This is a genomic window from Streptomyces sp. NPDC006012, from assembly GCF_042871185.1.
Lineage (GTDB): Bacteria > Actinomycetota > Actinomycetes > Streptomycetales > Streptomycetaceae > Streptomyces.
The window spans coordinates 1-12,822 of the sequence record NZ_JBIAIE010000056.1 but is presented as its reverse complement, the minus strand read 5'-3'; the positions used below and the strand labels follow the sequence as shown (position 1 = coordinate 12,822).

Here is a 12,822-nt window from a genome sequence, read left to right as displayed (position 1 = left end):
CACCGTTGACGATCGTCCGCCAGTACATCGAGCAGCAAAAACGTCCGCTCTGACGTGCACGTCAGAGCAGCCTTGAGACGCATTCACCCCCGACGCGAACGCCCGGGCCTTCTGCAAGACTCCCGGTAACACCCGCGTTGCACGGCGGGCCTCCGGAAGCCCGTATGATCGCCGCAACACCACCGCCACGACCATCCGTCGCACAGCGCGGTTCGGTGTTCCTCCCACCACCATGCCCGGCAAGGGCCTGCTGAGCCCTGCCCCAAAGCCCCCGGAAGGCGGCCTGCATGCTCTCCCGCGTACGCGTCTGGCTCAATCGCACGTACGCGGAGAACGTGTTCTTCATGGATCAGCTGCGGAGAAATCCGAGCGACCGGGCGGTCGAGATCCATGCCACGCACGGCGACCCCGACTCCCCCGTGCTGGCCGCCGCCGACACCGCCGACCTGGAACCGGAAGGCCTGTCGCCGGCCGGCTATGTCGAGTACGCCCTCGACCAGTGCGCACGGCGCGGCATCGACGTGTTCGTGCCCCGGCTGCACCAGGCCGCGATCGTGGCGCACCGCGCCGAGTTCGCCGCGGCCGGAACGGCACTGCTGGCGCCGACCGCGGAGGCGGTCGCCCTCTTCGAGGACAAGGCGACCGCGTACGCGGCGGCGCGCTCGGTGGGGGTACCGGTGCCGCCGTGGCAGCGGGTGCGCACGGCGGACGAACTCATCGCGGCCGTCGAGGAGTTGGAGGCGGGCGGGCACAAGGCGTGCTTCAAGCCGGCCGTCGGCGCGGGCGGGGTGGGCTTCCGCGTGATCACCCGCAGCCCGCTGTCACTCGTGCACCTGAGCGGGTTCCCGAGTCCCCATGTGCAGTTGGACCTGGTCGTGGCGGCGCTCCGGCGGGCCGATCACCCAGTGGACTGGCTGGTGATGCCACGACTGGAACAGCCGGAGGTGTCGGTGGACTGCCTGACCGGGCCGGACAACCGGCTCCGGCTGGCCGTCGGCCGCACCAAGACCGGCCGCCGGCGCGGGTTCACGGTGCAGGAACAGTGGCTGGAACCGGCCCGGCTGATCGCGGAGGGCTTCGGGCTGCACTATCTGTCCAACATCCAGTTCCGGATGTACGGCGACCGGCCGGTACTGCTCGACGTCAACACACGGCCCGCGGGCGGCCTGCACCAGCTCTCCCTGTGCGGGGTGAACGCCCCTTGGGCGGCGGTGCAGTTGGCGCTCGGGGAGGACCAGGGAGAGATCGAGCCGCCGTTCATCGGACCGGACTACACGGTGGTGTCGGGGCCGCGGCCGGTGTGGCCCGCGCCGCTGCCGCAGCGGCGGCCCGAAGAGACCGGGACGCTGCGGTCCGCGCCGCCCGTCCCCGCGGCGCCGCGGGAGAGCGCACCGCAGGCCCTGCCGCTGTAGCGGAACGGTGCGCCTCCCCTGTCGGAGGTACGCCGGCCCGGGGTGCACCTCGGTATGGCCCGCGACCAGTCTGCGGGCCATAGCGACGGAGTCGACCAGCGGGTGCAGCGCGAAGGCCCGTACGGCCGCCACCCGGGAACCGGACGCGGCGGCGGCCGGCACCTCGCGCTCGACCGCCTTGACCGCGCAGACCAGACCGGTCGCGTACAGGGGCAGCGGGTCCACGGCGACCGGGTGCGCGCCGTTCGCGTCGAGAAGGCAGGGAACCTCCGGCGGTGCTGCCGGTGCCGGGCGGCACCGCCGTCCTCGCCGGCCGGCACGCCTCACACTTCATGCGCCGGCTCGTCCGCACGCGCTTATCCGGACGGCGGGCTCGGCTGCCGTCCGTCTGCCGTCGGGGCAATGCCGGGCCGTCAGGGCGGGTTCATCCGCCGGTTCCGGGGCCGCGGTATCCTCCCCTACGTGAGCGAGGGAAGACCGGCCGGGCATGGGCGTGATGCGTGAGGACCGTCAGAGCGCGGGTCCGGTCCGGATCGCGTGCTTCCGGCATGAGGGGATCGTCCTCAGCAACCGCCAGCGGCGGCGCGGCCTGGCCTGGCTGGCGGGCGAGTGGGAGCTGTCCCGCACCGACGGCCTCGTCCTGACCGCGCCCGCCGAACTGCCCGATCTGCTGCCTGGGCAGACCGCGGCGGTGCCGTTGCCGTTCCCGCTGCCGTCGGACGGCGGCGAGGTGGTGCTGACCCTGCGGGTGCGCACGGCGCGGGACGAGCCGGGGGCGCCGCGCGGCACCGCGGTGTGTGCCCCCAGACTCCGGCTGACGCGGCGTCAGGGGTAGCGGCAGGTCAGGCGCTTCCGCGCCCCGCCGCCGCCCCGCGGTCTCGGTGGGGGCGCCGACGGTGATCCGCACTTGGCAGGGAACGGCAAGGGCCGTCCGAAAGCCCGGACGGCCACGGCGCCGCGGCGTCCCCGAGACGTACGGTGCGACGGTGGCCCCAGCCAGGCAGCGGGCACGCCCCTCCCCCCGGCACACCAACTGGACGCTCCGCCCGCCCAGACGGCCTGGCGCCGCGACCGCGTCCCCGCCAGGCCGTGCGACGGCGTCTCGACCGGGCAGCCGGGCCGAGCAGCCGGCCCACGCGCACCGGCGCCGGCGCACCCGGAGGCTCCTCAGCCGTGGCCGGCGACCGCCCCTCAACCGGGCAGTGCCGCCAGCAACCGCCGGTCGCGGGGTGCCGGTTTACGGTCCAGGCGGGCGTCCAGCAGGCGGCGTGCCGCGTCGCAGCGGCCGTCGGACACCAGCGCGTACAGCAGCGTCTCCTCCACGACCTCCCGCTGCGCCGCGCTGCCGCCGACCCGGCGCAGCACCGGCAGCAGCGCGTCGAGACCACGGGCCGCCTGAGCGAACCGCTCCTCGACGAGCGCGGCGAACGCCTCGCACAGCGGCGCGATGACCTCCCGCTGCACCGGGTCGGCCGCCGCCGCGTGGTCGCGCAGCCGGTGCAGCGCGGGCAGGTCGCCCGCGGCGGTCAGGGCGACCGCGGCGTGCAGCGCGGTGAACGCGGTCGCGGGCCGTTCCAGCACGTCACGAGCGACCGCGTCGAGCACGTCGGCGGTGGGCAGGTCGCCGGGCCAGTTGTCGCTGATCCTGGCCCGCCACAGCATCGAACCCGAGTCGACCAGCGCCCGTACCCCGGTCACCCGGCCGGGCGCGAGCTGCGCGAACCAGCGCCTGCGTACCGCGGCGGGATCGTCCAGGGCGAGTTCGTGCAGGGCGATGTGCCAGGAGAAGTGCGCCTTGTGGACCGCGCCCCGGCCGCGGCCCGACACCCAGCGGTCCAGCCAGTCCCGGCCCGCCTCGTGGGCGCCCGACTCGTAGTGGACGTGTGCGAGGGCGTGTACGGCGTGCCCGGAGGCGGGCTCGGCGGCCAGGGCGCGGTGCGCCAGTTCCCCCGCCTCGTGCAGCCGGCCCTGCTCCTGGCGCAGAAAGGCGAGGAGTGAGGTGTGGAACCAGTGGCCGTCGAAGGCCGGCGAGGTCAGGTCGAGCAGCCGCAGCGCGTCGTCGTCGTGCAGGTCGCTCACCCCGGAGAAGGCGATGGTGGGCACGGCCGCGGCGAGCGCGAGCGCGTCACCGGGGTAGGTTTGCAGATGTGTCATGAGCGCGCGGTCGCCGTCGTCGCCGGCGATCCGGCGGGTGACGACGTCCACGAAGGAACGCTCGCGGTCGTCGGCCCGCTCGCGGGCGGCGCGCTGCGCGTCGGCGAGCGCGCGGGGCACGTCGACGGGGGCGGAGCACTCGTGGCCGAGCAGCGCGAGGGCGGCGTGCCCGAGGGCGAAGCCGGGGTCGAGGGCGACGGCGCGGGCGAAGCCGTCCTCCGCCCGGGCGCGGACCTTGAGGACCCGGTCGAGTGCGCCGCGGTAGGCGGCGGCCGCCTCCGCGTGGGTGGACAGGGCGAGGCCGTGGCCGTCGGCCGGCCGGCGTCCGGTGCGGGGCCGGGCGGTGAGCGGGGCGAGCAGTTGCCGGGCCAGTTCGGCCGCCTGGACGCGGATCTCCGGGATCGCGGTGGTCTCCCACAGCTCGCCGCGGCGCGGCGCACCGAGCGTGAACAGCGGCGCCCCGGCGTCCCCGCCGGCGTCCAGGAGACGCCCGTCGCGGGTGGCGACGCCCATGCCGAGCGGCCCGGCGACCGCGGTGCCCGCGGCGAACAGCGCGCGCCACAGTGGGTCGTCGGGTCGCCGCCCCGGACCGGTGCAGTCGATCACCCAGCCCACGGAGAGCGTACGGCCGTCGGACAGTTCGACTCGCAGCCCCGCGTCGCCGTCGGCCCGGACGTCGGTCACCGTGCCGGTGTGGATGTGCAGCCGGCGGGCGGTGCGGGCGCGCGAGACGTGTTCGGCGGTGGCGGGGGCCATGCGGTGGCGGTGGGTGTTCCACAGGGCGCCTTCGCGGGCCAGGAACTCCTGCCGTTCCTCGGGGGTGAGGCTGTGCCACAGCCGGGCGGTGTGCGGGCGCAGGCTGTCCAGGGCGGGACGCCAGTCGCCGTGCGTGCGCAGGGAGCGGCTCAGGTGCCGGTAGACGGCCCGGCGCAGCGGGCCGAGCGAGGTGTCGGACAGGTCCGGGGGTGCGGGCATCGGACCGGCCGGGCCGAGCGCGTGCGGCTGGGGCAGCAGACCGGTGCGGGAGAGGGCGTGCACCGTGCGGTCGGGGCGGTCGAGGGTGAGGGCGAGGTCGACGGCGGTCAGGCCGGTGCCGACGAGCAGGACGTCGGCGTCGTCGGCGATCGGGCCGTCCAGGGCGTCGGGCGCCCAGGGCTCGGCGATGAACCGGGGCGAGTTCCGCAGCCCGGGCGTGGCCCAGCCGGCGGACGGGGCGGCAAGCCCGGTGGCGAGCACGGCGGCGTCCGCGGTCAGTCGTCCCCCGTCGGCGAGATGGAGCTCCACCCGGCCGTCGGGGGTGCCGGTACAGTCCTCCGCCCGGGTGCGCAGGCGGCGTACGGAGACGGTGCCATGGGCGCGTACGACGGCCTGGCCGAGGGTGTCGGCGAGATAGGCGCCGTAGCGGTAGCGGGTGGCGAAGTCGGCGCCGGTGACGGTGGGTTCGCCGTGCCGGCACAGCCAGCGGGTGAAGTGTCCCGGGTCGTCGGGGTAGGCGCTCATGCCGCCCGCGGGGACGTTGAGGCGGTGCCGCGGGTCCCGGGTGGCGTAGGCGACGCCGCGGCCCGCCTCCGGGGCCGGGTCGACCAGGACGAGATCGAGCGGGATCCGGCGGCGGGCCGCCGTCTCGCAGAGCTGGACCGCGGTGAGGGTGCCCGACGCGCCGGCTCCCACGACGGCCACGACGGGGCGCTTGCTGGTTTCGGTCATGGATACCTCCGGCAGGGTCGGCGAGCTGCTGCTTCCTCACTGTTCCTGGCAGATCGGCGGGGAAGCCGGGCCGACCCGGGGATCTCACCGGAAACTCAGGACCGCCGGTCGGGCGTTCATGCTCCCTCCACGAACGGACCGGCCCGGACAACCCCCTGCTCCGCTGGGTGCGATGCCCCCGACCGGCCCTGTCCTCAGGGGAATCTAAGGGAGCGCCGTACGGATTCAAAGGCCGCCCCGGTCGAGCGGAGCAGAATGTCCGGACACAAAGGGGGCAATCAGGCATTTCGCCAGCAAAGCGTGTCGTGTCCGCATCGCGCAGGGCACGCCGGCCTCCGCCGGCCGGGCCGTCACGAAGGGAGTTCCACGCAGGCGGACCCCTTGCGCACGCCGTCCGGCCACCAAGCAGCGGCCGCAGTGCGGCGCACGGGCGGACGTAGGGCGCAGGAGCCGTCGTACGGCGAACGGGCGGGCGTCAGCCGAGTTCCGCACGGAAGGCCGCCGGGGTCAGGCCGGCGTGTAGTTGGAAGAACTTGGAGAAGTTCGCCGCGTCGGGGAAGCCGACGGCCGCGCCGACCCGGCCGATGGGCAGATCGGTGTGGGCCAGCAGCCGTTTGGCCTCCAGTATCACCCGCTTGTCGATGAAGCCCTTGGGGGTCTCACCGGTGGCGGCGCGGACCGCACGGACGAGCGTACGGCGGGAGTAACCGAGCGCGTCGGCATAGGCGCTGACGCTGTGGTTGGCGGCGAAGCCCTGCTCGACCGCGTCACGGAACAGCGTGAACGTGGTGTCGGCCTGCTGCCGGTGCGTGGGCGCGGAACTGGCCGCGAGATGACCGAGGCGCAGCAGGAACGCCGTCAGGGAATGCCGCAGCACCGCCGTGTGCAGGCCGAGCGGGAGGGTCCGCGTGTCCTCGTACTCACGGCCCAGATGCGCCAGCGCGGCGCGCAGGGCGTCGAGTTGCGCGGGGTCCGGGTGGAGCAGGGGCGGCAGGTCGTAGCGGTAGAGGCCGGTGGTCTCCACGGTGGCGCGGGGCAGGAAACCGGGCTGCATCGTGAGGGCGGTCCCGTGGTATTCACACGTACGGGAGTAGCGGTGGACCTGCCCGGGGCGGATCCACAGCACGTCGCCCGCCGTCGCCTCGTACTCGGTGAAGTCGACCATGTGCTGGACCGGTCCATCGGTGAACAGCAGGACCACGTGGAAGTCGATGCGGTGCACGCGGCGCAGCGGGGCCTCCGGGTGCCAGGTGCGTTCGGCCGCCATCGGGCCGACCTGGATGCCGACTCCGCCGACGCTCAGGTCGACCGGGAAGGGAAAGGTCCTGATTTCGTCACCGTCACCGCCACCTTGCACTGTTCTGCCCGCCATGTCGTTCTTGTGCCACCCCGGTCACGCGCCGCCGTGGCGCCGGTGTCCCACTTTCACCACAGGCTGACACACCTCGACCTTCCTTCTCAAAAGTCAGACTTTTAAGTTTTAACGCGTCCGGCCTGAACTCCGCTGAGATCGAGGACTTCTTGAAGATGAGCACGCAATCAACCGACGGATTCGAGTGGACCGACCTCGACCGGCGTGCCGTGGACACCGCCCGCCTCCTGGCGGCCGATGCCGTACAGCAGGTCGGCAACGGGCACCCGGGTACGGCGATGAGCCTGGCCCCCGTCGCATACACGCTCTTCCAGAAGCTGATGCGGCATGACCCGGCAGATCCCGAGTGGACCGGCCGCGACCGCTTCGTCCTGTCCCCCGGCCACACCTCGCTGACCCTGTACACGCAGCTGTTCCTCGCCGGGTACGAACTGGAGCTGGACGACCTGAAGGCGTTCCGCACCCACGGCTCCAAGACGCCCGGCCACCCCGAGTACGGGCACACCGCGGGGGTCGAGACCACCACCGGGCCGCTCGGCCAGGGCGTCGCCAACGCCGTCGGCATGGCGATGGCGGCCCGCTACGAGCGCGGTCTGTTCGACCCGGACGCCCCCGAGGGCACCTCCCCCTTCGACCACACGATCTGGGCGATCGTCTCGGACGGCGACCTGGAGGAGGGCGTCTCCGCCGAGGCCTCCTCGCTCGCCGGCCACCAGCGCCTCGGCAACCTGGTCTTCCTCTACGACGACAACCACATCTCCATCGAGGGCGACACCGCCACGGCCTTCTCCGAGGACGTGCTCGGGCGCTACGCGGCCTACGGCTGGCACGTGCAGCGCGTCGAGCCCGCCGAGAACGGCGACGTCGACGTGCACGCCCTCCACACGGCGCTCGCCGCGGCCCGGGCGGAGAAGGGGCGCCCGTCGATCGTCGCGCTGCGCACCACCATCGCCTGGCCCGCCCCCCACGCGCAGAACACCGAGGCCGCGCACGGCTCCGCCCTGGGCGCCGAGGAGGTAGCGGCCACCAAGCGGGTCCTGGGCTTCGACCCCGACCGGCACTTCCAGGTCGCCGACGAGGTGCTGGCCCACACCCGCCGGGCCCTGGACCGCGGCGCCGAGGCGCACGCCGCCTGGGACAAGCGGCTCGCCGAGTGGCGCACCGCCGCGCCCGAGCGCGCCCGCGTCTTCGACCGTGTCGTCGCCGGTCAGCTGCCCGACGGCTGGCAGGACGCGCTGCCCGTCTTCGAGGAGGGCACGTCCGTCGCCACCCGCGCCGCCTCCGGCAAGGTGCTCCAGGCACTCGGCCCGGTCCTGCCCGAGCTGTGGGGCGGCTCCGCCGACCTGGCCGGCTCCAACAACACCACCATCGACAAGAACTCCTCCTTCCTGCCGAAGGGCAATCCGCTGCCCGGTGCCGACCCCTACGGCCGCACCGTCCACTTCGGCATCCGCGAGTTCGCCATGGCCGCGGAGATGAACGGCATCGCCCTGCACGGCAACACCCGAATCTACGGCGGCACCTTCCTGGTGTTCTCCGACTACATGCGCAACGCCGTCCGCATGGCGGCACTGATGCAGCTGCCCGTCACCTACGTGTGGACGCACGACTCGATCGGCCTCGGCGAGGACGGCCCCACCCACCAGCCCGTCGAACACCTGGCCGCCCTGCGGGCCATTCCCGGCCTCGCTGTCGTCCGCCCGGCGGACGCCAACGAGACCGCGGTCGCCTGGGCCGAGATCCTGAAGAGGCACACCACGCACCCCGCCCCGCACGGGCTCGCGCTGACCCGCCAGGGCGTGCCCACGTACGCGCCGGACCCGGACGCGGCCAAGGGCGGGTACGTGCTGCGCGAATCGTCGGCCGAGACCCCGGAGGTGATCCTGATCGCCACCGGTTCCGAGGTGCAGGTGGCCGTCGCCGCACGGGAGCTGCTGGAGGCCGAGGGCGTCGGTACCCGCGTGGTGTCGATGCCGTCCGTCGAGTGGTTCGAGGAGCAGCCGCGCGAGTACCGCGAACGTGTCCTGCCGCCGGCCGTGAGGGCCCGGGTCGCGGTCGAGGCGGGCATCGGTCTGACCTGGTACCGCTATGTCGGCGACGCCGGACGCGTGATATCGCTCGAACACTTCGGCGCCTCCGCGTCCGCGCAGACGCTGTTCGCCGAGTACGGCTTCACCCCCGAGAACGTCGCCGCCGAGGCCCGGGAATCCCTGGCCGCCGCCCGCGGTTGATCCGAACGCCAGAAAGAAGATGATCACAGTGACCGAAGCAACCGCGACCGCGGGAGCACTGGGACGCCTGACCCGTGCGGGGGTGTCCATCTGGCTCGACGACCTGTCACGGCGCCGGATCAGCAGCGGAAACCTCGCCGAACTCGTCGCCGGCAAGAACGTCGTGGGCGTGACCACCAACCCGTCCATCTTCCAGGCCGCCATCGGCTCGGGCGAGGGCTACGAGGAGCAGTTGGCCGACCTCGCCGCGCGCGGCGTCACGGTCGACGAGGCGGTACGGATGATGACCACCGCCGACGTCCGCGCCGCCGCCGATGTGCTGCGCCCCGTGTACGAGGCCACCGACGGCCGGGACGGCCGGGTCTCCATCGAGGTCGATCCGCGGTTCGCGCACGACACCGCGGCGACGGTCGCCGAGGCCAAGCAGCTCGCGTGGCTCGTCGACCGGCCCAATGTCATGATCAAGATCCCGGCCACCGAGGCGGGCCTGCCGGCCGTCACCGAGGTGATCGGCCTGGGCATCAGCGTCAACGTCACGCTGATCTTCTCGCTCGAACGCTACCGGCAGGTCATGGACGCCTACCTGGCCGGCCTGGAGCGGGCCAGGGCGGCGGGCCTGGACCTGTCGGCGGTGCACTCCGTCGCCTCGTTCTTCGTCTCCCGGGTCGACGCCGAGATCGACAAGCGGCTGACGCTCCGCGGCACCGAGGAGGCCCTTGCCCTCAAGGGGCGGGCGGCGCTGGCGAACGCGCGACTGGCCTACGAGGCGTACGAAGAGGTGTTCGGCGGCGCCCGCTGGACGGGCCTCGCGGGAGCCCGGGCCAACAAGCAGCGCCCGCTGTGGGCCTCCACCGGCGTGAAGGACCCGTCCTACAAGGACACCCTGTACGTCGACCAACTGGTCGCACCCGGCACCGTCAACACCATGCCGGAGGCGACACTCGACGCCACCGCCGACCACGGCGAGATCACCGGTGACACGGTGACCGGCGGCTACGCGCAGGCCCGTGCGGACCTCGCGTCCGTGGAGCGGCTCGGCATCTCCTACGACGAGGTCGTGCGCAAGCTGGAGGACGAGGGCGTCGCCAAGTTCGAGGCGGCCTGGCAGGAGCTGCTGACCGCCGTCTCCAAGTCCCTGGACAGCAAGGGAGCCGACGTCCGATGAGCGTCTCCGAGCAGGAACCGGTACCGGCCACGGACCGCGTACCGACCGCCCCAGCCGCACCGGCAACAGCGGCAGCACCGGCCGCGCCGGCCGTGCCGGCGGCCGACTGGGTGAATCCCCTCCGTGACCCCCGCGACCGCCGACTCCCCCGGATCGCCGGTCCGTCCGGCCTGGTGATCTTCGGGGTCACCGGCGACCTCTCCCGCAAGAAGCTGATGCCGGCCGTCTACGACCTGGCCAACCGCGGGCTGCTGCCGCCGGGCTTCTCCCTGGTGGGCTTCGCCCGCCGGGACTGGGAGCACCAGGACTTCGCGCAGGAGGTGCACGAAGCGGTGCGCGAGCACGCCCGCACCCCGTTCCGCGAGGAGGTGTGGGAGCAGCTCGCCGAAGGCATGCGCTTCGTGCCCGGCGACTTCGACGACGACACGGCGTTCGAACAGCTGCGCAAGGCCGTCGAGGAGTTGAACAGCTCGCGCGGCACCGGCGGCAACTTCGCCTTCTACCTGTCCGTGCCGCCCAAGTTCTTCCCTAAGGTCGTCCAGCAGCTGAAGAAGCACGGGCTCGCCGACCCCCCGGAGGGCTCCTGGCGGCGCGCGGTCATCGAGAAGCCGTTCGGCCACGACCTGGCCAGCGCCCGCGAGCTGAACACGGTCGTGCACGAGGTGTTCGAACCGGACCAGGTGTTCCGGATCGACCACTACCTCGGCAAGGAGACCGTCCAGAACATCCTGGCGCTGCGCTTCGCCAACCAGATGTACGAACCGATCTGGAACCGGTCGTACGTGGACCACGTGCAGATCACCATGGCCGAGGACATCGGCATCGGCGGCCGGGCGGGCTACTACGACGGCATCGGCGCCGCCCGGGACGTCATCCAGAACCACCTGCTCCAGCTGCTGGCGCTCACCGCGATGGAGGAGCCGATCGCGTTCGACGCGGAGTCGCTGGTCACCGAGAAGCTGAAGGTGCTCAAGTCGGTGCGGCTGCCCGAGGACCTGGGCGCGCACACGGTCCGGGGACAGTACGCGGCGGGCTGGCAGGGCGGTGAGAAGGTCGTCGGCTACCTCCAGGAAGACGGCATCGACGCCAAGTCGAAGACCGACACCTTCGCCGCCATCAAGCTGGAGGTCGACAACCGCCGCTGGGCGGGCGTCCCCTTCTACCTGCGCACCGGCAAGCGGCTCGGCCGCCGGGTCACCGAGATCGCGGTGGTCTTCCAGCGGGCCCCGCACTCCCCCTTCGACCGCTCCTCGACGGAGGAACTGGGCCAGAACGCGGTCGTCATCCGCGTCCAGCCCGACGAGGGCATGACGGTCCGCTTCGGCTCCAAGGTGCCCGGCACCTCGATGGAGATCCGGGACGTCTCCATGGACTTCGCCTACGGCGAGTCGTTCACGGAGTCCAGCCCCGAGGCGTACGAGCGGCTCATCCTGGACGTACTGCTCGGCGACGCCAATCTGTTCCCCCGGCCGCGGGAAGTGGAAGAGTCCTGGAAGATCCTCGACCCGATCGAGGAGTACTGGGCGGCGCACGGCCGGCCGGCGCAGTACGCGTCGGGCGGCTGGGGACCCGAGGAAGCCGACGAGATGCTCGCACGAGACGGACGGAGCTGGCGCAGGCCATGAAGATCGACCTGACCGACACCACGGCAAGCAAGATCAACAAGGCCCTTGTGCAGGGCCGCCGTGCCATCGGCACCCCGGCGGTGGGCATGGTCCTGACGATGGTCATCGTCACGGACGAGGAGAACGCCTACGACTCCATCAAGGCGGCCGAGGACGCCTCCCGCGAACACCCCTCGCGCACCCTGGTGGTCATCAAGCGGCACACCCGGACCCCCCGGGAGCGCACGCAGTCCCGGCTGGACGCGGAGGTCCGGGTCGGCTACGAGGCGGGCACCGGCGAGACGGTGGTCCTGCGCACCTTCGGTGAGGTCTCCGACCACGCCGACTCCGTGGTGCTGCCGCTGCTGCTGCCGGACGCGCCGGTCGTCGTCTGGTGGCCGGTGGACGCGCCCGACAACCCGGCGAAGGACCCGCTGGGCGCCCTCGCCCAGCGCCGGATCACCGACATGTACGCGGTGGAACACCCGCTGGACGCGCTGGAGGCCCGCGTCCGCTCCTACGCCCCCGGCGACACCGACCTGGCCTGGACCCGGCTCACCCCGTGGCGTTCGATGCTGGCCGCGGCCCTGGACCAGGCCCGGGCGGGGATCGTCTCGGCCACCGTGGAGAGCGAGGCCGAGAACCCCAGCGCCGAACTGCTCGCCCGCTGGCTGGAGGTGCGCCTCGCGGTCCCGGTCGACCGGGTCGTCACGGCCGGTCCGGTCGTCACGGCCGTCCGCCTGGGCACCGCCGACGGCGACATCGTCATCGACCGGCCCGAAGGACCGCTGGCCACGCTGACCCTGCCCGGCCAGCCGTCCCGCACCCTCGCCCTGAAGGTCCGCCCCACCTCCGAACTCATCGCCGAGGAGCTGCGCCGCCTCGACGCCGACGAGATGTACGCCATCGCCCTGCGCGGCGACGGCACCAAGGAGAACTCCTGACATGGCCGAGTCCACCCACCCTGTGCTCACCCGGCGGCCCGAGTGGGCCGCGCTCGCCGACCATCGCGCCGAGTGGCAGCAGGACCTGCGTGAGCTGTTCGCGACGGACCCCGAACGGGCCCAGCGGTACGTCGTACGGGTCGGTGACCTGTACATCGACTATTCGAAGCATCTCGTCACCGATGAGACGTTGGCGTTGCTGCGGGAGCTGGCGGTGGCGACGGATGTGTTCG

8 protein-coding genes and 2 pseudogenes are annotated in these 12,822 nt (G+C 72.8%); 7 read left to right on the top strand and 3 right to left on the bottom strand.

The window, feature by feature from the left end; translation table 11 throughout:
• Nucleotides 1-287: 287 nt before the first annotated feature.
• Entirely contained in the window at nt 288-1,412 is a 1,125-nt protein-coding gene (locus ACFYPJ_RS38735; RefSeq protein WP_389026796.1) for an ATP-grasp domain-containing protein, read from the top strand.
• Nucleotides 1,413-1,433: 21 nt separating this feature from the next.
• On the opposite strand, the pseudogene ACFYPJ_RS38730 reads toward ACFYPJ_RS38735, so the two are convergent.
• Nucleotides 1,434-1,682: pseudogene (locus ACFYPJ_RS38730) on the bottom strand (6-phospho-beta-glucosidase); the annotation flags it as partial.
• Between the two features lie 217 nt (nt 1,683-1,899).
• Here ACFYPJ_RS38730 and ACFYPJ_RS38725 point away from each other — a divergent pair.
• The gene (locus tag ACFYPJ_RS38725; RefSeq protein ID WP_389026794.1) at nt 1,900-2,247 is read left to right on the top strand and encodes a DUF4981 domain-containing protein; all 348 of its coding nucleotides are present in this window, start codon (nt 1,900-1,902) and stop codon (nt 2,245-2,247) included.
• A 356-nt stretch (nt 2,248-2,603) separates the two neighbouring features.
• On the opposite strand, the gene ACFYPJ_RS38720 is transcribed toward ACFYPJ_RS38725, so the two are convergent.
• Together ACFYPJ_RS38720 and ACFYPJ_RS38715 are read right to left on the bottom strand one after the other, a co-directional pair.
• Nucleotides 2,604-5,273, bottom strand: coding sequence for an FAD/NAD(P)-binding protein (locus tag ACFYPJ_RS38720; RefSeq protein ID WP_389026792.1), 2,670 nt, complete (start codon nt 5,271-5,273; stop codon nt 2,604-2,606).
• Between the two features lie 475 nt (nt 5,274-5,748).
• The gene (locus ACFYPJ_RS38715) at nt 5,749-6,645 is read right to left on the bottom strand and encodes a helix-turn-helix domain-containing protein (protein ID WP_389026790.1); all 897 of its coding nucleotides are present in this window, start codon (nt 6,643-6,645) and stop codon (nt 5,749-5,751) included.
• Between the two features lie 155 nt (nt 6,646-6,800).
• On the opposite strand from ACFYPJ_RS38715, the gene tkt reads away from it, so the two are divergent.
• The 5 genes and pseudogenes from tkt to ACFYPJ_RS38690 all read left to right on the top strand — a co-directional run.
• The gene (gene tkt / locus ACFYPJ_RS38710) at nt 6,801-8,876 is read left to right on the top strand and encodes a transketolase (protein WP_389026788.1); all 2,076 of its coding nucleotides are present in this window, start codon (nt 6,801-6,803) and stop codon (nt 8,874-8,876) included.
• Nucleotides 8,877-8,895: 19 nt separating this feature from the next.
• Nucleotides 8,896-10,041 carry a transaldolase gene (gene tal, locus ACFYPJ_RS38705; protein WP_389026786.1) on the top strand — a complete coding sequence of 382 codons (1,146 nt, stop codon included), beginning with the start codon at nt 8,896-8,898 and terminating at the stop codon, nt 10,039-10,041.
• Complete coding sequence (zwf, locus tag ACFYPJ_RS38700) at nt 10,038-11,666, top strand: glucose-6-phosphate dehydrogenase (protein WP_389026784.1); 1,629 nt, start codon at nt 10,038-10,040, stop codon at nt 11,664-11,666. Before tal ends, zwf begins: the two co-directional genes overlap by 4 nt.
• Nucleotides 11,663-12,589, top strand: a complete 927-nt coding sequence (gene opcA, locus ACFYPJ_RS38695) for a glucose-6-phosphate dehydrogenase assembly protein OpcA (protein ID WP_389026782.1) — start codon at nt 11,663-11,665, stop codon at nt 12,587-12,589. Before zwf ends, opcA begins: the two co-directional genes overlap by 4 nt.
• 1 nt (nt 12,590) lies before the next feature.
• Nucleotides 12,591-12,822: pseudogene (locus ACFYPJ_RS38690) on the top strand (glucose-6-phosphate isomerase); the annotation flags it as partial.